Origin of the sequence: Photobacterium nomapromontoriensis, from assembly GCF_050336815.1 — a bacterium.
In the GTDB taxonomy this organism is placed as follows: domain Bacteria; phylum Pseudomonadota; class Gammaproteobacteria; order Enterobacterales; family Vibrionaceae; genus Photobacterium; species Photobacterium nomapromontoriensis.
This window is the reverse complement of sequence record NZ_JAKJSL010000068.1, coordinates 1-24159: the sequence shown is the minus strand read 5'-3', so window position 1 is coordinate 24159 and position 24159 is coordinate 1. Positions and strand designations below refer to the sequence as shown.

At 47.8% G+C, this 24159-nt stretch carries 21 protein-coding genes and 1 tRNA gene; 5 read left to right on the top strand and 17 right to left on the bottom strand.

Annotated features, from left to right (window positions below):
- Positions 1 to 349: 349 nt before the first annotated feature.
- Together tyrA and L4D12_RS24215 are read right to left on the bottom strand one after the other, a co-directional pair.
- Entirely contained in the window at positions 350 to 1477 is a 1128-nt protein-coding gene (gene tyrA, locus L4D12_RS24220; protein ID WP_428450391.1) for a bifunctional chorismate mutase/prephenate dehydrogenase, read from the bottom strand.
- 34 nt (positions 1478 to 1511) lie between these two features.
- Entirely contained in the window at positions 1512 to 2582 is a 1071-nt protein-coding gene (locus tag L4D12_RS24215; protein WP_428450390.1) for a 3-deoxy-7-phosphoheptulonate synthase, read from the bottom strand.
- Between the two features lie 227 nt (positions 2583 to 2809).
- Between L4D12_RS24215 and L4D12_RS24210 the strand changes: the two genes are divergently transcribed.
- From L4D12_RS24210 to L4D12_RS24200, 3 genes are all read left to right on the top strand, one after another.
- The gene (locus tag L4D12_RS24210) at positions 2810 to 4519 is read left to right on the top strand and encodes a LytS/YhcK type 5TM receptor domain-containing protein (protein ID WP_428450389.1); all 1710 of its coding nucleotides are present in this window, start codon (positions 2810 to 2812) and stop codon (positions 4517 to 4519) included.
- Positions 4516 to 5229, top strand: coding sequence for a two-component system response regulator BtsR (gene btsR, locus L4D12_RS24205; protein WP_428450388.1), 714 nt, complete (start codon positions 4516 to 4518; stop codon positions 5227 to 5229). Before L4D12_RS24210 ends, btsR begins: the two co-directional genes overlap by 4 nt.
- A 326-nt stretch (positions 5230 to 5555) precedes the next feature.
- Positions 5556 to 7037, top strand: a complete 1482-nt coding sequence (locus L4D12_RS24200; protein ID WP_428450387.1) for a carbon starvation CstA family protein — start codon at positions 5556 to 5558, stop codon at positions 7035 to 7037.
- A 61-nt stretch (positions 7038 to 7098) separates the two neighbouring features.
- Here L4D12_RS24200 and L4D12_RS24195 read toward each other — a convergent pair whose 3' ends face one another.
- From L4D12_RS24195 to ffh, 6 genes are all read right to left on the bottom strand, one after another.
- Complete coding sequence (locus L4D12_RS24195; protein WP_428450386.1) at positions 7099 to 7575, bottom strand: outer membrane lipoprotein; 477 nt, start codon at positions 7573 to 7575, stop codon at positions 7099 to 7101.
- Positions 7576 to 7751: 176 nt separating this feature from the next.
- Positions 7752 to 8102, bottom strand: a complete 351-nt coding sequence (rplS, locus tag L4D12_RS24190; protein ID WP_428450385.1) for a 50S ribosomal protein L19 — start codon at positions 8100 to 8102, stop codon at positions 7752 to 7754.
- Between the two features lie 36 nt (positions 8103 to 8138).
- On the bottom strand, positions 8139 to 8885 hold the full coding sequence (gene trmD / locus L4D12_RS24185; RefSeq protein ID WP_428450384.1) for a tRNA (guanosine(37)-N1)-methyltransferase TrmD: 747 nt from the start codon (positions 8883 to 8885) through the stop codon (positions 8139 to 8141).
- A 23-nt stretch (positions 8886 to 8908) separates the two neighbouring features.
- Positions 8909 to 9463 carry a ribosome maturation factor RimM gene (gene rimM / locus L4D12_RS24180; RefSeq protein WP_428450393.1) on the bottom strand — a complete coding sequence of 185 codons (555 nt, stop codon included), beginning with the start codon at positions 9461 to 9463 and terminating at the stop codon, positions 8909 to 8911.
- On the bottom strand, positions 9463 to 9711 hold the full coding sequence (rpsP, locus tag L4D12_RS24175; protein WP_075763068.1) for a 30S ribosomal protein S16: 249 nt from the start codon (positions 9709 to 9711) through the stop codon (positions 9463 to 9465). Before rpsP ends, rimM begins: the two co-directional genes overlap by 1 nt.
- 185 nt (positions 9712 to 9896) lie before the next feature.
- The gene (gene ffh, locus L4D12_RS24170; RefSeq protein ID WP_428450383.1) at positions 9897 to 11261 is read right to left on the bottom strand and encodes a signal recognition particle protein; all 1365 of its coding nucleotides are present in this window, start codon (positions 11259 to 11261) and stop codon (positions 9897 to 9899) included.
- 211 nt (positions 11262 to 11472) lie between these two features.
- On the opposite strand from ffh, the gene L4D12_RS24165 reads away from it, so the two are divergent.
- Both L4D12_RS24165 and L4D12_RS24160 read left to right on the top strand, forming a co-directional pair.
- Positions 11473 to 12270 (top strand): cytochrome C assembly family protein, encoded by a 798-nt coding sequence (locus L4D12_RS24165; protein ID WP_428450382.1) that lies wholly within the window; start codon positions 11473 to 11475, stop codon positions 12268 to 12270.
- Positions 12271 to 12361: 91 nt separating this feature from the next.
- Complete coding sequence (locus L4D12_RS24160) at positions 12362 to 13639, top strand: HlyC/CorC family transporter (protein ID WP_428450381.1); 1278 nt, start codon at positions 12362 to 12364, stop codon at positions 13637 to 13639.
- 72 nt (positions 13640 to 13711) lie between these two features.
- On the opposite strand, the gene luxS is transcribed toward L4D12_RS24160, so the two are convergent.
- The 9 genes from luxS to L4D12_RS24115 all read right to left on the bottom strand — a co-directional run bounded on the left by luxS (position 13712) and on the right by L4D12_RS24115 (position 24043).
- Positions 13712 to 14230 (bottom strand): S-ribosylhomocysteine lyase, encoded by a 519-nt coding sequence (gene luxS, locus L4D12_RS24155; RefSeq protein WP_428450380.1) that lies wholly within the window; start codon positions 14228 to 14230, stop codon positions 13712 to 13714.
- A gap of 134 nt (positions 14231 to 14364) precedes the next feature.
- Positions 14365 to 14958 carry a transglycosylase SLT domain-containing protein gene (locus tag L4D12_RS24150; RefSeq protein ID WP_428450392.1) on the bottom strand — a complete coding sequence of 198 codons (594 nt, stop codon included), beginning with the start codon at positions 14956 to 14958 and terminating at the stop codon, positions 14365 to 14367.
- A gap of 139 nt (positions 14959 to 15097) precedes the next feature.
- Positions 15098 to 16663 carry a glutamate--cysteine ligase gene (gshA, locus tag L4D12_RS24145; protein WP_428450379.1) on the bottom strand — a complete coding sequence of 522 codons (1566 nt, stop codon included), beginning with the start codon at positions 16661 to 16663 and terminating at the stop codon, positions 15098 to 15100.
- A 170-nt stretch (positions 16664 to 16833) separates the two neighbouring features.
- Entirely contained in the window at positions 16834 to 19698 is a 2865-nt protein-coding gene (locus L4D12_RS24140) for a M16 family metallopeptidase (protein WP_428450378.1), read from the bottom strand.
- A gap of 12 nt (positions 19699 to 19710) precedes the next feature.
- Positions 19711 to 20142, bottom strand: coding sequence for a YqaA family protein (locus tag L4D12_RS24135; RefSeq protein WP_428450377.1), 432 nt, complete (start codon positions 20140 to 20142; stop codon positions 19711 to 19713).
- 207 nt (positions 20143 to 20349) lie between these two features.
- Positions 20350 to 21483: a sodium ion-translocating decarboxylase subunit beta gene (locus tag L4D12_RS24130; RefSeq protein ID WP_428450376.1), complete on the bottom strand. Its 1134-nt coding sequence runs from the start codon at positions 21481 to 21483 to the stop codon at positions 20350 to 20352.
- A 9-nt stretch (positions 21484 to 21492) separates the two neighbouring features.
- Entirely contained in the window at positions 21493 to 23280 is a 1788-nt protein-coding gene (gene oadA / locus L4D12_RS24125) for a sodium-extruding oxaloacetate decarboxylase subunit alpha (protein WP_428450375.1), read from the bottom strand.
- A 72-nt stretch (positions 23281 to 23352) separates the two neighbouring features.
- Positions 23353 to 23601: an oxaloacetate decarboxylase subunit gamma gene (locus tag L4D12_RS24120; protein WP_428450374.1), complete on the bottom strand. Its 249-nt coding sequence runs from the start codon at positions 23599 to 23601 to the stop codon at positions 23353 to 23355.
- A gap of 365 nt (positions 23602 to 23966) precedes the next feature.
- Positions 23967 to 24043 (bottom strand) — tRNA-Arg (locus L4D12_RS24115).
- Positions 24044 to 24159 lie beyond the last annotated feature (116 nt).

Below are 24159 nucleotides of genomic sequence, written 5' to 3'. Positions count from 1 at the left end.
AGGCTTCCCCAGTTACTGCACTGGCTCCCTGTTAACAATTCCACCCTCAAGCACAGCATAGGTCTGACTGAGTATGGGGCTTTGCGCTATTTTGCACGCTTACCCACCTAGACTGCCGAATCAGGTTCACTTTCGTTGTGTACTGTTAACTTCCTATCGCTTCCTTCAGACCCTGCCGTTGGCCAGCAACGCCCTTGCGATTCGGATTATCTTCCCCTCAGTCGGGGTGATTCCGGTTTCTTGCAACCTGACGGGTTTGCCAGCTTCGCTGGGCAAACAAAAAAGCGACAGCATGGCTGTCGCTTTTGTTTATAGGCAACGGGTTAGAAGACACCGAAAAGCCTATATTTTATTTCCGATGGGTAGAATCGTTCGCCTGCCTAAGCAGTCCCTGGCTCTCGACTAAAAAATGCTGGGCATAGTCCCCAAACCAATTTTCTACCTGCCCAAATGCCTGTTTGAAGGCGTCTTTATCTTGTTTATCCAACATCTCAATGGCTTCTCCAAAACGCTGATGGAAACGCTTGATCATCGCGATATTCTGCGGTGATGACATGATGATATCAGCATACAACTGGGCATCCTGGGCAAACAAACGGCCAACCATGGCCAATTCCAGCCGGTATATCGGTGAACTTAGTGAGAGTAGCTGTTCTAGCTTCGGATCTTCTTCGGCCAAATGTACCCCGTAAACAAATGAGGTAAAGTGACGCAATGCCTGGATCAAGGTCATCCCTTCATCATGCTCAATGGCACTAATGCGATTAAGGCTCGCCCCCCAGATTTGGAACTGCTCCAGCAGCCATTGGTAGCTCTCGGGATTACGGCCATCACAATAGGCAACAACCTGTTTGGCCAAGCTCGCGATATCCGGACCGAACATCGGATGTAGACCAACCACCGGGCCAGTGTGTACTTCTAGCATCGCCTGTACTGGCCCGCTCTTGATCGAGGTGAGATCGGCCAAGATGCAATCTTCAGGCAAATTGCCTAACCGGGCAATGATTTGCTCTGTCTGATTGATCGGTACTGATACCACGACCATACCCGCATCAGCCAACAGTTCATCAGCATGATCCCAATCCTGACTTCCTAACTTGCGTACCTCATAACCTGACAAAGAAAATAGCCGGCAAAACAAGCTTCCCAGCTGACCATAACCGCCAACAATGACAATAGGCCGGAGTGATGGATTAAGGCATTTAAAGCCCGAATCATTTTCACTGGCGTAAGATTCACGCATCGTGCGACGCAAGATATCTTCAATCAGATCCGGCGGTACGCCTTTACTTTCTGCTTCTTGACGACGCGAGGCCAACATCGCAGACTCGCGTTCTGGCGCATAGATAGGTAAGCCATGTTGACTTTTGACATGGCCAACTTCCTCGACCAGTGCCAGACGTCGAGCTAACAGCTCCACCATCTGTTTATCGACATCATCGATTTGATCTCGTAATTTACTCAGTTTAGCAACCATTAACGGGCTCTCTGTTATTTATCTGCTATAACTATTAATCAATCCGCTGCTGCAGAAATGGAATCAACTCTTGGTGGGCATGTCGCAACAAACTCGCAGTATTTTCCCAGTTGATACAGGCGTCAGTAATCGAGACCCCATAGGCCATTGCGTCTCGAGGCTGATCCGCACTCTGGTTTCCCTCGTTGAGGTGACTCTCCAACATCAAGCCAATGATCGAGCCATTTCCTTCTCGGATTTGATGGAACACATCTTCTGCTACCAACGGTTGGCGACGGTAATCCTTACGGGAGTTAGCATGGCTACAGTCTACCATCAGTGAAGGAGAAAGGCCTGCTGCTTGCATCTCGTTTTCGCACTCCCTCACCGAGACAGAATCATAATTGGTTTGCTTGCCGCCCCGCAGGATCACATGCCCGTCCGGGTTCCCCTGTGTATTCAGTAACGCAACCTGACCATCTGGATTAATCCCCATAAAACGATGGCCAGAAGCCGCAGCCTGCATCGCATTAATTGCAGTGCCTAAGCTGCCATCTGTGCCATTTTTAAAGCCAACTGGCATCGACAAGCCACTGGCCATTTCACGGTGGGTTTGAGACTCGGTGGTCCGTGCGCCAATTGCCGCCCAGCTAAACAGATCACCCAAATACTGCGGACTAATAGGATCGAGTGCTTCGGTGGCTAACGGGATCCCCATTTCAACCAGATCAATGAGCAACTGACGGGCAATGTGTAAGCCTTCTTCTACCTCAAACGATCCATCAAGATGAGGATCATTAATCAAGCCCTTCCAACCGACAGTCGTTCTAGGTTTTTCAAAATAAACCCGCATAACAATATACAGCTGATCCCCCAACTCTTCCGATAACCGCTTGAGTTTTTCAGCATATTCCTTTGCTGCTTCAATATCATGAATGGAACAAGGACCACATACCACCAACAAACGATGATCTCGCTTATGGATAATATCGGCAATAGTCTGGCGTGACTGATGGACGAACTGCAGTCCGGCTTCACTGACGGGTAATTTCTGGCGTAACTGCTGGGGAGTAATAAGGACGGATTCATTTTCAATATGAATGTTATTCAGCTGGTCTTTTTGCATGCGGGCTTCCCTGTAAATAAAATGATACAAAACAGCAACGAAAGAACAGGTACACCCTGCTACAAGTCAAACAATAACAAGCTTTTCCCATTCATTGCAAGAGGGTGTAAATAAAAAACAACAACTGTAACGATAAATTTACTATGTGTCTTGTCATTTATCGCTTTGGGGATGAGCGATAAACCGATTACCATAATGACAATATTTTTTGGCAGTATCTTCATCATATGGAATTGATTTTTTCGCTACTTCAGCAACTCAGTGTCTATCTAGTGCTGGCATACCTTCTCAGCAAAACGCCGTTGTTTATGCCGATCACGTCTATTTCCGGCCGACTTTCACAACGATTTTCCTGTTATGTTTTATTTTCCCTCTTTTGTATTTTAGGCACTTACTTCGGACTTCACATAGAAGATGCCATTGCCAACACCCGAGCCATCGGCGCGGTCATGGGTGGCCTACTCGGCGGCCCCATTGTCGGCTTTGCCGTCGGGCTCACTGGCGGGCTGCATCGCTACAGTTTAGGGGGCTTTACCGATCTGGCTTGTGCCATTTCCACAACAGCAGAAGGGTTGATCGGCGGTTTGATGCACAGCTACTTTCTCCGTCGAGGTCAAGCCGATCAACTCTTTCGACCTATTGTCGTCTTTGGTATTACACTTTTTGCTGAGGTGGTCCAGATGGGCATCATTTTGATCGTAGCAGCCCCATTCGCCAAAGCCCTCCAGCTGGTCAGTGCCATTGCACTGCCAATGGTCATCGCCAATTCAGTTGGTGCAGCCCTATTTATGAGTATCATTCAGGATCGTAAAACCATTTATGAAAAATACTCTGCCGCATTTTCAAGCCGGGCATTGAAGATCGCCCAGCGTTCAGTCGGGATCTTAAGCCAAGGCTTTGATGAAATTACCACCAAGAAAATAGCGCAAATCGTCTATGAAGAAACCGGCGTTGGTGCTGTCGCCATCACGGATCGAGAGAAAATATTAGCTTTTATTGGGATTGGTGATGATCACCACCAGCCAGGTACGCCAATATCATCAGGCTATACCCGCCGAGCTATTGATGGCTGCACGCTAGTCTACGCCGATGGTTATGATCTCCCCTATCAGTGCTCTTTGCATGAAAAATGCAAGCTGGGTTCTGCCTTGGTGATCCCACTTGTCGGGGGCAGTAATGAAGTACTGGGTACCATTAAACTCTACGAACCCAAACGGAAATTGTTTTCTACCGTAAACCTCACGTTGGGTGAAGGCATTGCCAAATTATTGTCTAACCAAATCCTCACCGGCCGCTATATTCAACAACAAAACCTGCTCACCCAAGCAGAGCTAAGATTATTGCAAGCACAAGTGAACCCACACTTCCTGTTCAATGCCCTTAATACCATTAATGCGGTGATCCGCCGCGATCCCGATAAAGCCCGTCAGTTGATCCAACACTTATCACAATTTTTCCGCCGTAACCTCAAGCAGAACATCGAAACCGTTACCCTGCAGGAAGAGATCCAACACGTTCATGCCTACTTAGAGATTGAACTGGCCCGCTTTTCCGATCGACTCCGTGTCATCATTAATGTCAGCCCAGCGCTGCTCAATCACTATATTCCCACCTTTACCTTACAGCCCTTAGTCGAAAACGCCATCAAGCACGGTACATCATCCTTACTTGAAAATGGTAAAATCACCGTCAATGGCTATATCGATGGCAACGATGTGATCCTCGAGGTCGAGGACAATGCTGGCCGCTATGCCCCCGTTGGGGAAGAAAACGGCCTCGGCATCAAGATTGTCGATAAACGGCTAAAAAATCGCTTTGGTAAACAGTACGGATTAACCATGAGTGCCCAATCGGAAGTATGGACGCGTGCAACCATTCGCATGCCTCTGGATCCGAGCCCCTCACTCAACCACACGCAAGGAGAACAGGCAGTATGATTAACGCAATCGTCATTGATGATGAACGGTATGCCCGCGAGGAGATGATCGATCTACTGCACGAAAGCGGAAAAGTGGCCGTGATCGGCGAATGTAGCAATGCCATTGAAGCACTGAAAAAAATCAACACTCTCAAACCCGAGGTTATTTTCTTGGACATCCAGATGCCGCAAATCACCGGCATTGAACTTTTAAGCATGCTCGATCCCGATACCATGCCCAAAGTCGTATTTGTCACTGCGTATGACGACTATGCTTTGCAAGCATTTGAGGATAATGCGTTTGACTACCTACTTAAACCCGTTGAGCCAGCACGGTTAGCAAAGACCCTTAAACGCTTAAACCGTGAATGCCACGCCGTCGACTATACACCGCTAGTCAGTGATATGTTGGAGCTGATCCCGTGTACTGGTCATAACCGGATCATCTTATTGAGTCCAGCCGAGATCGAAGCCGCATATTCCGATCTCTGTGGTGTGCACGTGGTCAGTAAAACCAACAAGGCGACCACCCAGCTCACCTTGAAAACGTTAGAAGAAAAAACCCCGCTAATCCGCTGTCACCGACAGTATTTGATCCACCCACAATCAATACGTGAAATCAAACTGCTGGAAAATGGCTTGGCTGAAATCACGACCCTCAACCATCATCAAATTCCGGTCAGTCGCCGTTACCTCAAAGAGCTCAAAGACCGCTTCGGCCTCAACTAAGTCAACACTTGATACCAATTGATCCGCTGCATGACCAACTGGTATTAAGTACGTTGTTTCCTTTTCATATCCAACATCACATTTTTGAACATTGCCCGCACCGATTATTCCTCGGTTAAAACACCGTTATGACTCGGAAAAACCGTTCGGCAGATATATCAACCACTCATAACGCTATAGCGCCACTCACCCCGTAATGAGGTGATTATGGCTCTTAAATCATTACTATAACCTCATAGAAAGAAGGTTTGCGCAGGTTGCCAAGCAGTCACAGGCAAGGCGCGTAAATTCAACCCACTCCTATAGGAAATAAGAGAGATAAGCATATGGCTTGGTTTCTAATGTGTGTCGCGGCATTGGTCGGTGGATACTTCATCTACGGTGCCTTTGTTGAAAAAGTTTTCGGGATCGACGAAAACCGCAAAACCCCCGCCTATACCAAACAAGACGGCGTCGACTATGTACCGATGTCAAACAAGAAAGTGTACTTGGTGCAGCTACTGAACATTGCCGGTGTCGGCCCAATTTTCGGTCCTATCATGGGGGCACTGTACGGCCCTGCAGCGATGCTTTGGATTGTACTGGGCTGTGTGTTTGCTGGCGCCGTACACGATTATTTCTCTGGGATGCTCTCTATCCGTAACGGCGGCGCCTCTGTTCCTACGATTACAGGTCGTTATCTCGGCAACGGCGCAAAACATTTTATGAACATTTTTGCAATCGTACTGTTGCTGCTGGTTGGGGTGGTTTTCGTGTCGGCACCTGCTGGCATGATCACCAACCTTGTGAACGAGCAAACCGACTTTGGCCTGTCAATGGCCGTCATGGTTGTGGTTATTTTTGCTTACTATATTCTGGCAACGATTGTCCCAGTCGATAAGATCATTGGCCGTTTCTACCCATTTTTTGGTGCCCTGCTAATTTTCATGTCCGTAGGTCTGATCACTGCAATGGCATTCTCGAGCGAACACTCACTGCTGGCGGGTTATGAAATGAGCGACATGTTCACCAACATGAACCCGAATGATTTACCCCTATGGCCTGCGTTGTTCATCACCATTGCATGTGGTGCTATCTCTGGTTTCCACGCTACTCAATCTCCGCTGATGGCACGTTGCATGGAAAATGAGAAAAATGGCCGCTTCGTGTTTTACGGTGCGATGATCGGTGAAGGTGTGATTGCACTGATCTGGTGTGCCGTTGCGCTCTCTTACTTCGGTTCAGTCGAGGGCTTATCTGAAGCCGTTGCGAACGGTGGTCCAGGTAACGTGGTATACACCGCATCAATGGGTCTCTTAGGGGTGTTCGGTGGTGTGATTGCCTTCTTAGGCGTCGTTATTCTGCCAATTACCTCCGGTGACACCGCCTTCCGTTCAAGCCGCCTAATTTTAGCTGAATACTTCAATATGGAGCAAAAGTCACTACGTAATCGTCTGATCATGGCCGTCCCACTCTTTGTTGTCGGTGGTATCCTGACTCAAGTCGACTTTGCCATTATCTGGCGTTACTTCGGCTTTGCTAACCAGGCAACGGCGGTGATGATGCTGTGGACCGCATCCGCTTACCTGCTACGTCATAACAAACTGCACTGGATCACCACGATACCAGCAATCTTTATGACCACGGTATGTATTACTTTCATCCTGAACAACAGCCAGCTCGGTTTTGGTCTGCCAATGACACTATCAACTACCGTTGGATTGATTAGCGCCTTGGGTATCACGGGCCTCATCATCAAGCGTTCTAAAGGCAAAGGGGAAACGGACCTTGCCGATGAAGAAATCGGCGAGCTTGACGCAGCGAAGTAATTAGCAATAGACATAAAAAACCAGCATTAATTGCTGGTTTTTCTTATTGACCCGCTATCTTCTAGCTAGCGGGTACAACACGGGCCGTTGAACCTTGCTGATAAATATCAACACGCTCACCCACGCTAAATATCACATCTGGATTCACTTGTTGCACAATAGCAATGGTTCGGCCACTATCTAATTGAATGACAATGTTAACGCCTTGGCTGGTATCTGCAGCCTGGCCAGTTTTACTCCCCACCATACTACCAACAACACCACCACCAATTGCAGCAATTGCGGAACCCGTTCCGCCACCGATTTCAGAACCAAGCAATGCACCAATTGCACCACCGGCTATCGTACCGATAGTATTACCCGCATCACCTTGGATCGTCACCGCATCGAGTTTAGTGATCGTGCCAGTTAAAACAGTTTGGATTTGGCGAGCATCGCTAACATTATAAGCATTGCCATAAGGGTTTTGAGCGCACCCCGTTAGACCTAGGCCTAATGTTGTAACGACTAACAGGGATACCAACACGTTCTTATTCAACGTCGCCTCCAATAAGCAACTAACCAGCATAATGGTTAGAGCATAAATTCAGCGCAATAAATTACAATCATTTATACAGTGTTTTATGTTTATTTAGCATAATTTATCTTTGTTGAAATAAAAAAAAGCCCACCTTTCGGTGGGCTTTTTCATTTAAACGTCTTACGCAGAGCGTATTACTTAGAAAGCTTCTCTTTGATTCGAGCTGCTTTACCAGAACGTTCACGTAGGTAGTACAACTTGGCACGACGTACTGCACCACGACGTTTAACAGTAATGCTGTCAACTACTGGAGAGTGAGTTTGGAACGCACGCTCAACGCCTTCACCGTTAGAGATCTTACGAACGGTGAATGCAGAATGTAGACCACGGTTACGCTTAGCGATAACAACGCCTTCAAAAGCCTGAAGACGTGAACGGTCACCTTCTTTTACCTTAACCTGAACAACAACAGTGTCACCTGGTGCGAAAGTAGGTAGGTTTTGCTTTAGTTGCTCGTCTTCGAGCTGCTTAATGATGTTACTCATTGGTATATACCCTAGAATAAACTGATACTAAATTAATTAAATGCTTGCTTTATTTTCACGGATAAATTCCGTAAGCAAGAATTCCTGATCGTCAGTCAGAGCTAGGTTTTCCAGGAGCTCTGGTCTTCTCAGCCAGGTTCGGCCTAACGATTGTTTTAACCGCCAGCGACTAATGTCCTTGTGGTTACCAGACAATAAGACCTTAGGGACTTCTTGCCCATCCAACACTTCAGGACGCGTATAGTGAGGACAATCTAACCAACCATTGGCGAAAGAATCTTCTTCCGCTGACGCAAAGTCTCCCAGTACACCCGGAACAAACCGGACCACTGCATCCACTAACGTCATGGCAGGCAGTTCACCTCCCGTTAGCACAAAATCGCCGATAGACCATTCTTCGTCTACCTCTTGTTGGATAATGCGCTCATCTATCCCTTCATAGCGGCCACAGATAAGAATCAGATTCTCATTCTGTGCCAGCTCCTCAACACCCGCTTGATCAAGCGTACGGCCCTGAGGTGAAAGATAAATGACTTTAGCCGGCCCTTCTACAGACTGTTTAGCCGCATGAATGGCATCGCGCAAAGGCTGTACCATCATGAGCATTCCCGGTCCGCCACCATAAGGTCGATCATCAACCGTACGATGCTTGTCACGGGTAAAGTCTCGTGGATTCCACGTCTCTACCGACAAGAGGCCTTTTTTTACCGCCTGACCTGTCACCCCAAAATTGGTAATGGCGCTAAACATATCAGGAAACAGGCTAATTATGCCTACCTTCATTTTTTCACCTAATTACCGGGGGACTAGAATTCAGGATCCCAGTCAACTTCGATCCGCTGAGCAGTGCGATCAATCGACTTGATGACCTGCTCATCGAGGAACGGGATTAAACGTTCCTTCTGGCCAAAAGCATCTTTCAAGTTGGCTTTCACAACTAACACATCGTTTGACCCTGTTTCCAGGATATCAGTGACTTTACCTAGATCGTAACCATTGGTTGTTACCACTGTCATGCCAAACAATTCACGCCAGTAGAATTCATCATCTGACAATGAAGGAAGTTGCTCTGCCATTACAGAGACTTCAGCGTTAGTGAACTTTTGTGCATCCTCGCGGATGTCAAAACCTTCAATTTTCGCTACCAGTCCCTGACCATGACGCTTCCACGATTCAACGCGAAGTTCTTTCCATTCACCCTTAACTTTAATAAACCAAGGATGGTAAGAAAAAATGCTTTCAGCCTCTTCGGTGTAAGAAAAAACTTTGAGCCAGCCCTTGATGCCATAAGTGGCACCCAGTTTCCCGACAACAATGCGGTCTTGTGTACTCATTGCTTCTCTGCTACCTATCATGCTAATTAAGCCGCTTTAGCAGCGTCTTTGATTAGCTTAGCTGCGCGGTCAGACACAGTTGCGCCAAGACCAACCCAGTGATTAACACGGTCAAGGTCAAGACGTAGACGCTCTTCCTGACCCTTAGCTAGCGGGTTGAAGAAGCCAATTTTTTCGATGTTACGACCGTCGCGTGCGCAACGAGAATCAGCAACAACGATTTGATAAAATGGACGCTTTTTAGCGCCGTGACGTGCCAAACGAATGGTTACCATATCGTCCTCTTTAAGCATTACTGTAAATTAAATTGGCCCCGCCATGATACATAACGGGGCCCGTGCCAAATTAAGCTCGGGAATTTTACTCTTTAAACTGACGAATGCAACTGCTTTAGCTACTTTTTCACCAGTTAACAGGAATTCACGACCCAAAGCTCAATGGAATCAAGGAGAATCGACGATTAGCGACCGAACATGCCGCCGCCCGGCATCATGCCTTTCATATTGCGCATCATATTCTTCATCCCACCCTTTTGCATCTTTTTCATCATCTTCTGCATCTGGGTAAACTGCTTAAGCAGGCGGTTAACATCTTGCACCTGTGTGCCCGAGCCCATAGCAATACGCTTCTTACGTGAGCCCTTAATAATATCTGGACGTTCACGCTCACCCGGTGTCATCGAATTGATGATCGCTTCCATCTGAACAAACATTTTATCATCTACCTTGTCTTTGACATTCTCAGGTAGCTGCGACATACCAGGCAGCTTATCAAGCATACCCATCATGCCGCCCATGTTTTTCATCTGCTGCAGCTGGCCACGGAAATCCTCCAGATCAAAGCCTTTCTTTTCTTTGAATTTCTTCGCTAATTGCTCGGCTTTTTCTTTATCGACATTGCGCTCAAGATCTTCGATCAGTGACAGCACGTCACCCATCCCAAGAATTCGAGAAGCAACACGATCCGGGTGGAACGGCTCTAGCGCATCGGTTTTTTCACCGACACCCAGGAATTTGATTGGCTTGCCTGTTAAGTGACGAACAGACAGTGCCGCACCACCACGTGCATCACCATCAACCTTGGTCAGGATCACACCCGTTAATGGTAGCGCTTCATCAAAGGCTTTGGCGGTATTGGCAGCATCCTGACCGGTCATTGCATCGACAACAAACAAGGTTTCTACCGGGTTAATTGCCTGATGGACCGCTTTGATTTCGTCCATCATCTCACTGTCAACGTGAAGACGACCGGCAGTATCGACAATCAGAACATCATAAAACTTCAGTTTTGCTTCCGCATGCGCCGCATTCACGATATCGACAGGCTTCTGATCGGCACTGGACGCAAAGAAATCAATACCAATGTCACCAGCCAGTGTTTCTAGCTGCTTGATGGCCGCAGGGCGGTATACGTCGGCAGATACCACCAGTACTTTTTTCTTCTGGCGCTCTTTGAGCAACTTACCCAATTTACCGACGCTGGTTGTCTTACCTGCACCTTGCAAACCCGCCATTAAAATAACCGCAGGTGGCTGGCTCGATAGGTTCAAATCCTCATTCGAGTCGCCCATGACCGCTTCAAGTTCAGCCTGAACAATTTTGATGAATTCCTGACCAGGGGTCAGGCTCTTCGATACTTCTGTCCCGACAGCGCGCTCTTTTACACGCTTGACGAAATCACGGACCACTGGAAGCGCAACATCTGCCTCGAGTAACGCCATACGTACTTCACGCAGCGTATCTTTAATATTGTCGTCTGTCAGGCGACCACGACCACTAACATTCTTAAGCGTTCGCGATAAACGCTCCGTTAAATTTTCGAACATGTGCTACTCGCTTGTTACGCAATTAAATCGGTAATATAGGGCTAGTATAACGCAATCTATACCTCGCTTTCATGCCCCCACAGCGACTTTCACTGTGATATGGGCTAACAAAACCACCTTCAATGCGATGGATATCAGCTTTGCCGTGGCAGCCAACTAGTTGGCAAGGTATACTTGCGAATTCTTACCATCTTAAATAGTTAAGTTTACTATGGATATGTTGATAGCCTTTATGGCGGCTTGCCTTTATTTTTTTGCCCTTGGGCTTGTTGTGCCAGGATTAACCAATAGCAATGGTATCAAGGCCAAGCCGGTGTTTTTTTGTGCATTGGCGGCTATCTCTTTGCATATACTATTACTTAAGGATCTGATCCTGGGTGGCATAGGGCAGAACCTCAGTATTTTGAATGTCGCATCATTGATCAGTCTGCTCATCGCAGTGATCACCACTGGCGCGATACTGCGCATGCGCGTATGGTTCCTGCTCCCGGTCGTATACAGCTTTGCGGCCATCAATGTGTTAGCCGCCTCGTTTCTTCCCGGCGCATTTATCACCCATCTGGAAACCCATCCAGAAGTATTACTGCATATTTCACTGGCGCTGTTTTCCTATTCAACGCTAATGATCGCGACCCTGTATGCCCTTCAGTTAGCTTGGCTTGATCATAAGCTCAAAAATAAGAAGAGTTTGATGATTAATCCCAACATCCCTCCTTTAATGATGGTTGAACGTCAACTTTTCAAGATCATTCTGGTCGGAAATAGCCTATTAACCGTCACACTGATCTCTGGATTCATCTTTATTCAAGATCTGCTTATCCAAGGGAAAACGCATAAAGCCGTGCTATCGCTCATGGCTTGGGCCGTTTATAGCGTATTACTCTGGGGCCATTACCAACGGGGATGGCGTGGCCGTCGAGTAGTCTGGTTTAGTCTGGTCGGCGCCTTTTTACTCACACTGGCTTACTTCGGCAGTCGCTTTGTCAAAGAAATAATCATTGGTGCCTAAGATCTTGGTCGATGATTTTCCGGCTATGATTTGACACTCAGGGAGTCTGGGTACAAAGTTCAAGTAACAGAAACGTTAAGGACAGGGTTTTTTGGACGATATATCCACGGGAGTCTTATTCTCCCTTCTGATATTACTTCTCATCATTTCCGGCTATTTTTCCGGTTCAGAAACCGGCATGATGGCCCTCAATCGCTACAAATTGAGGCACCTTGCCAACCAAGGGCACCGGGGCGCGAAACGGGTAGAAAAACTCCTCTCTCGCCCTGACCGATTGATAGGCTTGATCCTCATCGGTAACAACCTTGTCAATATCCTTGCCTCAGCCATTGCGACCATCCTCGGGATGCGCCTATACGGCGATATGGGTGTCGCTATCGCCACCGGAGCCCTGACGCTGGTGGTGCTGGTGTTTGCCGAAGTCACGCCAAAAACCCTCGCTGCGCTCTACCCTGAACGCGTCTCTTATCTGAGTAGTATCGTCTTACAGCTTCTGATGAAACTGCTCTATCCGTTGGTTGTGTTTGTTAATGCAATCACCAACGGCTTCCTGCACCTGATGGGACTCTCAGTCAGCAATCACCACGATGGTAAACTCAACTCTGACGAACTGCGTACCGTGGTCAATGAAGCAGGGGGACTGATCCCTCGCCGACATCAAGACATGCTACTGTCAATTTTAGATCTGGAAAATGTCACGGTTGAAGATCTGATGGTACCACGTAGCGAAATTGCCGCGATTAATATCAATGATGACTGGAAGTCTATCGTGCGTCAGCTCAGCCACTCCGCCCACGGCCGAATCGTGCTCTACCGCGATAGCATTGATGAGGTGGTCGGTATGCTGCGCGTCCGTGAAGCCTATCGCCTGATGATGGATAAAAATGACTTCAGCAAAGAAAACTTACTCCGTGCTGCCGATGAAGTTTACTTCATTCCGGAAGGGACACCACTTAATATCCAGCTACTCAAATTCCAGCGAAACAAACAACGGATCGGCCTGATTGTCGATGAATATGGTGATATTCAAGGCCTAATCACCCTTGAAGATATCTTAGAAGAGATTGTCGGTGAATTTACCACCTCAATTAGCCCAACTCTGGCCGAGGAGATCACACCACAAGCCGATGGCAGCCTGATGATTGAAGGCAGTGCCAATATCCGCGATTTAAACAAGAGCCTGAACTGGGGATTACCCACTGATGGTCCTCGCACACTGAATGGTTTAATCCTCGAATATCTGCAAGATATCCCCGATAGTCAGCTCAGTGTCAAAGTAGATGGTTATCATATGGAGATCGTTGAGATCTCAGATAATATGATCAAGCGGGTCCGAATCTTACCCAATCAGCTACAAAAAACCGGCTGAATGGGGTGGCAACAGCCATATAAATAAAGCCAGCAAATGCTGGCTTTGTTTGCTTTCACAATCCATCACAGATTATTTCACACTAAGATCCTGCAACATTGCTTCAGGCAGTGCCAGTTCATCATTCCTGTTCACCGCGATGCCTTGAGCAAGAGTCGCTTCAGCTATCGCTTTCGCTTCTTCCAGCGAATGCATGCTGTAAGTACCACACTGGTATTCATTCAACTCCGGAATTTTATCCTGTGATTCCACTAAGAGCACATCCTTCATTGCTGCAGTCCAGCAGCCAGCTACTTGCTGCTCAGTCGGCGTACCAATCAAACTCATGTAAAACCCGGTACGGCAGCCCATTGGTGAAATATCGATAATTTCAACATGGTCAGAATTCAGGTGATTACGCATAAATCCGGCGTAGAGGTGTTCTAAGGTATGAATACCGCGCTCACTGAGGATCTCTGCATTCGGTCGGCAAAATCGCAAATCGAACACGGTGATGGTATCGCCCTTTGGCGTTTGCATGGTTTTTGCTACCCGAACAGCAGGTGCGTGCATGCGTGTGTGATCGACGGTAAAACTGTCTAGTAATGGCATCGTTTTCTGACTCCTTGTCTTGATCCCTCATTCTCATCCTAAGTTTCGGAACCAGAATGAACGTATTCTTAACTACAACTTTACATCACTCTAAGCCAGACCCGCAAATAAGTCACTCCAGAGAATACGCCCGCTTAAAATGGCCACCAGCTACGATTATTATCCAGTTCCTTACGACACTGCTTCAACTGCCAGCCATAATCTTTTGCCTGCTGCTCAACCCTGCGCGATATTTTCATTAGGGTCGGCTTTGACTTATACGTTCCTCGCTTATAACCGCCACGCCCATCATGGTATGCTAGGTACTGATTATAAGCATCCCATTTGGAGATACCCAATTGGCGCTGAGTTTCATTCGTATACCACCCAACAAACATCAGCGAATCGGCAAAGTTGGTCCGCGATCCCCCCTCGCCAGTGGCCTTTTGGTAATCTTCCCAGGCTGGGTCTTGAGCCTGTGCGTAACCATACGCAGTGCTTACCCGCCCCCAAGGGATAAATCCTAATAGGTATTTTTTAGGTGGCCGGGCATCATGACGGAAGCTGCTTTCCTGCTTGATAATCGCCATTGCGACATTGATTGGCGTCCCCCATTCATCCTGCATATCCAGCGAATCTTCATACCAGCTGGGGTATTCGCGGAAAATATCACATAGGTTTGATTGCTGTTTCGGGGGCGGGGTCGCGCATCCACTGAGGGTAACGGTGACGGCGAGGATAAAAAGCATACGGGTGAATAGATAATTATTTTTTACAACCATGGAACAAATCACCATCCTTGCGGTCATAAACAATGAACGGCAGTAATTTCTGCCGTCATCCCTGCGAAATTATTTATCGGGCAGCAAAATTGCTGCCCGCTTTTTTTTATTGTATATCAGCAAAATAGTCATTCAAAAAGGCATCGAATGATTGCGTATCTGCCGCTTCAATTTGCTGTTGCTTAGCCACAGAATCGACAGCTTCCTGCTCAAATTGCTGCTCAGTATAATAACGATACGGCATCTCTGATAATGTCTGGGCATGGGCTTTTGCTAACCCTTTACCAACCGCACCAATACCCTGCTGCTGATGGATTTGATCAAGCAGTTGAGCGGATAGTGTTAACGCGGGATCATCTATCCAGGTTTGCAAGCGCGCTAACGTCTGTTGGTATGCGTTATCACCCACAGCAGCATCCATCGCAATGGCCACTTGTGCCAATTCGGCAAAAACACGTGAACCCCAATCTTTCAAGGTTAAGCGCTCGCCATTACAGCCAATCTTCAGTTGCAGATCAGGATTACGCCCATCAAGTACCACTCGATTCCAATTATCACGCCAGCAAGCTAACTCCGCATCATCCATATCGGCTGATGGCGACAATACCGCCCAAGTCAGGAACAGATCCAAAAAGCGAACTTGATCAGCGGTAATACCAATCGGGCTAAACGGGTTCACATCCAGTGAGCGTACTTCAATGTATTCCACCCCACCACGGTCCAATGCTTCAGACGGTTTTTCTCCCGGCTTGGTCACGCGTTTAGGGCGAATCGGAGCATATAATTCGTTTTCAATTTGGAGCACATTGGCATTAAGCTGACGGTATTCCCCGTCGACCTTCACACCAATTTTGGCAAACTCTTCTGATGGGGTACGAATCGCACTGCGAACTCCATCCAGATACTGCTCAAGACTATTAAAGCCGATCTTTAGCGAGCTTTGCTCATGATTGGTATAGCCTAAATCACTTAACCGTAATGCTGTCGAGTTAGGCAGGCAATAGGTCCCCTTGCCCACTTCCTCAAAGTTTAATGCCGACTCGTTCTTATTGAGAAATGAACCGCACAACGCAGGAGAAGCGCCAAAGAGGTAAGGAATCAACCAACCAAAACGGTAGTAGTTGCGGATCAACCCGAAGTAGGCGTTTGAAATGGCATTTTGGCGATCAATAGCCGATTGCTCACCAAAACGTTGATCCCAGAATGCCTCTGGAAACGAAAAGTTGAAGTGTACTCCGGAAATAACCTGCATCACGCTACCATAGCGGTGTTTCAGACCTTCACGGTACAAGGTTTTCATTTTGCCGGTGTTAGATGAGCCGTACTGTGCCAGGTTAATATCATCTTGATCGCCGACAAAACACGGCATAGACATTGGCCAGAGTTTTTCTTCACCTAACTTTGTGTAAGTAAATTGATGAATATCACTAAGCTGTGACAGTAGGTGATCCACATTTTGGGAGACAGGGGTAATAAACTCGAGTAACGGCTCAGCAAAATCAGTGGTAATCCACTTGTTGGTCAATGCGGAGCCCAGCTCTGCCGGATGCGGTTCTGGCGACAACTTTCCTTGTGGCGTAATGCGCAAGGCCTCACGTTCAAGGCCTCGACCCATCTGGGTCAGTGCGTCAGGATTAGCAGCGACCTGCTGCAATCGTTGTGAAAAGTCCATCAAGGTTCTACTCAATCATTAACAACTTAGTGACGTAGAGTAATCATTATTGTTTCTGATTACCACGATTATTACCGCGAAACACTTTTACGATAGAGAAATAATTCAGCGATAAATTTGCCGATATAGTAATAAAAAAGCCGGCAAAGATGCCGGCTTTATATAGGCTGTTACATCAGTGGCTTGAGCTCGCGGATTGGCAATCCTAACTGCTCAAATTGTGGTTTCAAGCTCTTAGTATCCCCAACCACAATGATTTGATAATCCTCAGGATTGAACCATTTTGCAGCCAACTCATTAATCCGCGCTTTGCTGATCCCTGCAGCAATCTCATTGCGCTGTTCAACGAAGTTTTCCGGTAATGAGTAGGTTAACAGCTGCCCGAGTAACTGTGCTTTCTTACCCGGTGTTTCATAGTTCAACGCATCTTTCTGGCCGACGGCTAAACGCATGAATGCCATCTCTTCATCGGTGACCCCATCAGTCGCCATGCGTTGCAGCTCAGCAATAAATTCTTTTACTGAGGCCAGGCTGGCATCAGCACGCACCTGAGCATAATACGCCGACAGGCCCACTTCCTTACCCCCACTCTGGAAACCACCTGCGCCATAGGTATAACCCTTATCTTCTCGCAAATTAAGGTTTATCCGGCTATTAAAGTTCCCCGCCAGATTGAAGTTAGCAAGCTGAGTTTGATACAGCTCTTCCGTTGCATCAAATGGCAGGCCTTGACGAACCAAGCGGATCACCGTCTGTGGCGCGCCGGGTTTATCGACTAACCACACGGTTTGCTTAGGCAATACAGGCAGCTTGGGCGTCTGATATGTCGGCTCTGGCAGACCTTGCCATTTTGCGAGGAAATCAAGCCGAGGTTGAAGCTGATTCTTATCAATATCACCCACCACCACGACATCAGCCCCGTTCGGGGTATAGTAACGGTGGTAGAATGCTTTCACATCCTCAAGGGTGATTGAGGCCAGTGAGGCTTTGGTGCCTTCCGGCGGTAAACTGAAGGAGGTGCCACTGAACAACACTTCACGGGTTGCCTGACTGGCAAGCCACGTCGGACGCTGGTGCTCATAGATCACCCCTTCCAATGCCTGTTGCTTCACTCGCGCAAAATCCGTCGGGTTAAACGCGGGATGGAACAATCGCTCCTCCAAAATGGCCAGTGTTTCCGGCAAGTTCTTTTCCAATGACGTCAGTGAGATAACCGTGCCATATTGACCAGCAGAGAAACTAACGGTACTGCCTAACATATCTAACCGGGATGACAACGCTTCAACGGTCGATTGTTGCGATGCCTCTGCCATCATACTGGCCGTTAACTTCGCCAAACCGGCCTTGCCTTCTGGCTCGAAGCGACGGCCTGCTGGCACGACGAGTTGAAGTTCAATGGTCGGGGTTTCCTGATACTGGGTACCCAGTACTTTGATCCCATTGCTCAGCTTAAACTGATACAGCGTTGGCATCACCGCTTCTACCGGTGACGATGGCTGTGGCATGATCGTGCGATCAAAATTATCCACCGGCACCCGCATCTGCTTTTTCAGTGTTTCTTCTGAGACTTTGACATGTGCAGGGATCACTCGCTCTGGTGGTGTGAAATTGGGCGTTGCAGCTTGCATATCTTCTCGCCCTTTCGGTACCACACTTAATGTTACACTCGAATGACCATTAAGGTATTTCATGTAGGCCTGCTCCATGCTGGTCGTGGTCACGGCGCGCAAGTTGCCAAGTTCGGTACCCAGGTAACCCGGATCATCAAAGAAGGTTTCGTAGGCGGCTAATTGTGACACTTTGCCACTGACACTCTGCAACCCAAAGATGGCATTGGCCTCGACCATCCCCTTCATCTCTTTGAGTTCCTGAGTGTTAATACCTCGTTGCTCAATGCCATCCAGAATCCCAACGACTTTGGCTCGCAGATCCTTCAGGTTCCCCTTGTCTCCGCTCTGACCAATGGCATACACATACATAGTACAAGCAAGCTCAGCGCAATCATGGAAAGCTCCTGCATCCACCACATCACCGGTTTTCACCAGCTCCTGATACATCAGGCTGTTTTTACCGTCGCCAATCACCCGTGCCAACATATCCAGCGATGCTTCATCTTTCGCGCCATTATAGGACGTTGGCCAGGCCATCATTAGCATTGGCTGCTGAATATTATCTTCCAGTGTCAGGTATTCATTATGGGCTAATGTGACGGGCTGCTTGGGCGCTTTTTCAACTTCAGGGCCACGCGGGATGGAACCAAAATACTTATTCACCCATGCCAGTGTCTGTGCCTTATCAATGTCCCCGCCGATGGTCAGCGTGGCATTATTGGGACCATACCAGCGTAAGAAGAATGCTTTGAGATCGTTCACATCCACCCGGTCAAGATCGTCAACATAGCCAATTGTCTGCCAGGAATAAGGATGGGTACGAGGATATAATGCCTCGCCAATACGTTCGTACACCAGACCATAAGGTCGGTTTTCATAATTCTGAGCACGCTCATTTTTCACTGTCGAGCGTTGGATCTCGAACTTACGCTGTGATACGGCCTCGAGTAAAAATCCCATGCGGTCAGCTTCCAGCCATAGCATTTTTTCCAGCTGATTCGCTGGCACGGTTTCAAAATAATTGGTTCGATCCCGATTGGTGGTGCCATTAAGGGTGCCGCCGGCTTCAGTGATCAAACGAAAATGTTCCTGATCCCCCACATGCTCCGAGCCTTGAAACATCATGTGTTCAAAAAAGTGGGCAAAACCAGATTTACCTAGCGCTTCACGTGCGGATCCCACGTGATAGGTCATATCAACATGCACCAATGGATCGGAGTGATCCTCATGCAGGACGACGGTTAACCCGTTAGCGAGGGTATACTTTGAATACGGGATCGCTGGCGTGTCAGATAACGACTCAGCATTCACTTGTTCAACCAATGTTACCCCTTTCGGTAACGCGGGCGTACCGCCCAGTTGCGACTGTAACTGGCTACAACCTGCCAGCGAAAACAGTGCAATCCCTACTATCCACTTTTGCACAACATGCCTTCCTTATAAAAAACCTTGAACGATCAACGCCAGTACAACATAGCGACTCGCTTTACCGACAAAAATAATGATAAAGCTTAACCAATGGCGCATTCTCAACCAGCCCGCCGCTAAGCACAAAGGATCTCCCACAATCGGTAACCAACTGAAAATCAGTGACCAATATCCGTATTTTTTTAACCACATTACGGCTTTATGACCGTATTTCTCGTCAGAAGTTTTATCGGGCAATAATCTCCCCAACCAATAGTTAGTCATGCCACCTAAGGTATTACCCAGTGTCGCGACAAAGACCACGAGCCAAACCGCATTATCACCAAGCTTAAGGCTTGCAATAAGACTGGCTTCCGAACCGCCTGGCAACAAAGTGGCACTCAAAAAACCGGTAGTAAACAGCACCCACAGGGCTGAATCACCATTAAATAACTCTAGCATTAATACTGTTTTACTTTGTTGTTAGTTAATTACTATGGGGGGATACCATACCGTATTTAGACCCAAGTTACTTCAACATGCAGGATTCAGGATGCTTTCAGCACACTCAATTCAAGGGAAATTAGCACGGAGATAAAAAAACGGGCAGCTCAATCGCTACCCGTTTCTAATACTCTCTGTATCCGATATTAATCGGAAGGCGTGCTACTAACCACCAACCAGCGCCAGCAAGATACCCGCTGCGACTGCCGAACCTAACACGCCAGCCACGTTTGGCCCCATCGCATGCATCAACAAGAAGTTCTGAGGGTTAGCCTCAAGCCCAACTTTGTTAACGACTCGCGCAGCCATCGGCACCGCCGAGACACCTGCCGCACCAATTAATGGGTTAATGTCTTCTTTGCTAAACTTGTTCAGTAATTTAGCCATTAATACACCGCCGCCAGTCCCGACACTGAATGCCACCGCACCCAGCACCAGAATACCTAAGGTTTCAAGCTGCAAGAACTGGGTAGCTTCGAGTTTCGAGCCCACCCCGAGACCAAGCAAAATGGTCACAATATTAATCAGCTCGTTCTGTACGGTATTTGATAATCGCTCAACCACACCGGATTCACGCATCAAATTACCCAGACAGAACATCCCAACCAACGGTGTTGCTGACGGCAAGAACAAGATGGTCATCAACAACACGGCCAATGGGAACAGGACTTTCTCACCCTTGCTCACATGACGTAGCTGTCGCATCTGAATTTTACGCTCTTCCGGTGTCGTCAACGCTTTCATGATTGGAGGCTGAATAATCGGTACTAACGCCATATAGCTGTATGCCGCCACCGCAATCGCCCCTAATAAATCAGGCGATAATCGGCTGGCAAGGAAAATAGCCGTTGGACCATCTGCACCACCAATAATCGCGATGGATGATGCATCAGCCAACGTGAAATCCATTCCCGGAATGACATTAAGTAAAATCGCGCCAAACAAGGTAAAGAAGATCCCGAACTGTGCTGCCGCACCAAGTAGTAACGTTTTTGGGTTAGCGATTAATGCCCCAAAGTCTGTCATAGCCCCTACACCGAGGAAGATCAATAGTGGGAAAACCCCCGTTTCAATCCCAACATGGTAGATGTAATACAGTAATCCTCCCGGCTCGGTAAACCCCGCATTGGGAATATTCGCTAAGATCGCACCAAACCCCATCGGCAACAACAACAAGGGCTCAAACCCTTTACGGATTGCCAAAAAGAGTAACCCGGCTCCAACTAGCATCATGATGATCTGGCCGAACTTAAAGTTTGCGATCCCGGTTTCACTCCATAGTGTTAATAAACCTTCCATGGTTCCCTCTTACGCCAAGCTTAGGATCGGAGAACCCACAGTGACGGAGTCCCCTTCCTTCACGTGCAGATCCTGCACCATACCGCTGCGAGCAGCTCGGATTTCAGTTTCCATCTTCATTGCTTCGAGGATCACAAGTACATCGCCTTCCGACACCTGATGACCGGCTTTAACATTAATCTTAAAAATATTCCCCGCCAATGGTGCTTCTACAGCCTCGGCATTAGTGGTAACGGCCGGTGTGGGTGTCTTGGCTGCCACAGCAACAGGTGCAACAGATGATAATTCACCACCTGGCCCCACCTCTACATTGTACATTTGACCATTCACTTTCACGCTGTAAGCCTCGACGCCACCTTTAGGTACAGCAGCAACAGGAGCCGCAGCAGGTGTGAGATCCACTTTTTCCGAGCCAGGAGCAGGCTCAAAAGCATCAGGGTTATTGCGATTTTTCAAGAAGTTAAGGCCAACCTGAGGGAAAAGGGCATAAGTCAGTACGTCATCCACCTGGGCATCAGCCAGAGAAATATTATCGGATTTCGCTTTTTCTAGTAGATCATCGGTGATGATATGCAGTTCAGCCTCAAGACGGTCCGCTGGGCGACAAGTGATTGGCTCAGCACCATTGAGAACACGCGCCTGTAGTTCGCTATTCACGGCGGCAGGTGTCGCACCGTATTCACCTTTCAATACCCCGGCCGTCTCTTTGCTGATGCTCTTATAACGCTCACCCGTCAAAACATTGATCACGGCCTGAGAGCCAACAATCTGTGATGTCGGGGTAACAAGCGGAATAAAACCAAGATCTTCACGCACGCGTGGAATTTCTTCTAAGACTTCATCAAATCGATCTGCGGCGCCCTGCTCTTTCAGCTGGCTTTCCATATTGGTCAACATGCCACCCGGCACTTGCGCAGTCAGAATACGTGCGTCAATACCTCTCAGGCTGCCTTCAAATTTGGCATATTTTTTTCGGATCTGGCGGAAGTAACTGGCAATAGGCTCAATTTGTTGAAGATCAAGATTCGTATCACGTCCGGTCCCTTCCAGCATCGCAATCACGGTTTCAGTTGGGGTATGGCCGTAAGTTTGGCTCATAGAAGAAATAGCGGTATCAAGAATATCGATCCCGGCTTCAACCGCCTTCACCGCCGTCGCGCTCGACAAGCCAGTGGTTGCATGACAATGCAAGGCCAATGGAATATCACAGGATGCTTTAATCCGCTTAATTAACTCTTCAGCTTCATAAGGCTTAAGCAGGCCTGACATATCTTTGATACAAATCGAATGACAACCTAGATCTTCCAGTCGTTTAGCCAGATCAGTCCAGGTCTCAAGCGTATGTACCGGACTGGTGGTATAGGAAATCGTTCCTTGTGCATGACCGCCCACATCCACGGTCGCTTTTACCGCTTTTTCAAAGTTGCGCACATCATTCATGGCATCAAAAATACGGAACACATCCATACCGTTCGCATGCGCACGCTCAACAAACTTTTCCACCACATCATCGGCATAATGCCGATAGCCAAGCAAATTCTGCCCACGTAGCAACATCTGCATCGGGGTTTTAGGCATTGCCTGCTTCAATAAGCGAAGGCGTTCCCATGGGTCTTCACCCAAATAACGGATACAGGCATCAAACGTTGCCCCACCCCAGGTCTCAAGAGACCAATAACCGACATTATCGAGCTGCTCAGCAATGGGCAGCATATCTTCAATACGCAAACGGGTCGCAAAAAGAGACTGATGGGCATCACGTAACACAACGTCAGTGATCGCTAAAGGCTTGGACATGCTCAAAAACTCCTTGTAGAAAAAACGTCCTAAAAATCACAGTGCCTATGGAATACAGGCAAGATTGCAGATCTAAGCGATCTGCTTACGGTGTTGATGAAGTGCCGCAGCAATCGCTGCAACAACCTCGGGTTGAACACCATTGTGATTCACGGCTGTTAATGATGGCTTACTGGCCACAGGTGCAGGTGCATCCTTGGGCGCAATTTTGGCCAACAGCTGAACTAAATAGATCAGGATGCTAAGAAACAGAAAAACAACAACCATACCAGTGACCATGATCGTTGCCGCTTCCCATAGCAAAGGTCCTAAATCGGCCATAATACTTCCTTTTATTAATGTTGTGACGAACGCATAATCAATTATCGCGATCAGTAAAATTACGTCAAATTGATCAAAATAACCACAGCCCTGCCGATAATTTACGCTGTTTTTGCGGCTTTGGTGGTAATTTTACAAAATAAGCACATAAATCCTGACAAAGGCATACGATCAACCGAATAAACCTGTCACAGCTCGCACCAGCAAGATTCTGATGGTATTACTGGGCTCTATAGCGAAATACGCGAAGGTATTCAATGTAGATCAGTTTGTTAGAGAAAACTGTGCGATTCATCCGCAAGATGTATCAAAGAGGAAAGCAGGAGGTATAAAAAAAGCCCAGCCGAAGCTGAGCTTTTCAATAATGGTGCGCGCGGGAGGATTCGAACCTCCGACCGCCTGGTTCGTAGCCAGGTACTCTATCCAGCTGAGCTACGCGCGCACTAAATCGGTGTAACAGCAACAAGCATTRAGGCTCATCACTTTAAATAATGGTGCGCGCGGGAGGATTCGAACCTCCGACCGCCTGGTTCGTAGCCAGGTACTCTATCCAGCTGG

Coding starts and splice junctions, on each gene's coding strand:
- tyrA (WP_428450391.1), bottom strand. CDS start 1,477: ATGGTTGCTAAACTGAGTAAATTACGAGATCAAATCGATGATGTCGAT.
- rpsP (WP_075763068.1), bottom strand. CDS start 9,711: ATGGTAACCATTCGTTTGGCACGTCACGGCGCTAAAAAGCGTCCATTT.
- L4D12_RS24215 (WP_428450390.1), bottom strand. CDS start 2,582: ATGCAAAAAGACCAGCTGAATAACATTCATATTGAAAATGAATCCGTC.
- ffh (WP_428450383.1), bottom strand. CDS start 11,261: ATGTTCGAAAATTTAACGGAGCGTTTATCGCGAACGCTTAAGAATGTT.
- L4D12_RS24120 (WP_428450374.1), bottom strand. CDS start 23,601: ATGGCCGATTTAGGACCTTTGCTATGGGAAGCGGCAACGATCATGGTC.
- oadA (WP_428450375.1), bottom strand. CDS start 23,280: ATGTCCAAGCCTTTAGCGATCACTGACGTTGTGTTACGTGATGCCCAT.
- btsR (WP_428450388.1), top strand. CDS start 4,516: ATGATTAACGCAATCGTCATTGATGATGAACGGTATGCCCGCGAGGAG.
- luxS (WP_428450380.1), bottom strand. CDS start 14,230: ATGCCATTACTAGACAGTTTTACCGTCGATCACACACGCATGCACGCA.
- L4D12_RS24135 (WP_428450377.1), bottom strand. CDS start 20,142: ATGCTAGAGTTATTTAATGGTGATTCAGCCCTGTGGGTGCTGTTTACT.
- L4D12_RS24150 (WP_428450392.1), bottom strand. CDS start 14,958: ATGCTTTTTATCCTCGCCGTCACCGTTACCCTCAGTGGATGCGCGACC.
- trmD (WP_428450384.1), bottom strand. CDS start 8,885: ATGAAGGTAGGCATAATTAGCCTGTTTCCTGATATGTTTAGCGCCATT.
- L4D12_RS24165 (WP_428450382.1), top strand. CDS start 11,473: ATGGATATGTTGATAGCCTTTATGGCGGCTTGCCTTTATTTTTTTGCC.
- rplS (WP_428450385.1), bottom strand. CDS start 8,102: ATGAGTAACATCATTAAGCAGCTCGAAGACGAGCAACTAAAGCAAAAC.
- L4D12_RS24200 (WP_428450387.1), top strand. CDS start 5,556: ATGGCTTGGTTTCTAATGTGTGTCGCGGCATTGGTCGGTGGATACTTC.
- gshA (WP_428450379.1), bottom strand. CDS start 16,663: ATGGACTTTTCACAACGATTGCAGCAGGTCGCTGCTAATCCTGACGCA.
- L4D12_RS24130 (WP_428450376.1), bottom strand. CDS start 21,483: ATGGAAGGTTTATTAACACTATGGAGTGAAACCGGGATCGCAAACTTT.
- L4D12_RS24210 (WP_428450389.1), top strand. CDS start 2,810: ATGGAATTGATTTTTTCGCTACTTCAGCAACTCAGTGTCTATCTAGTG.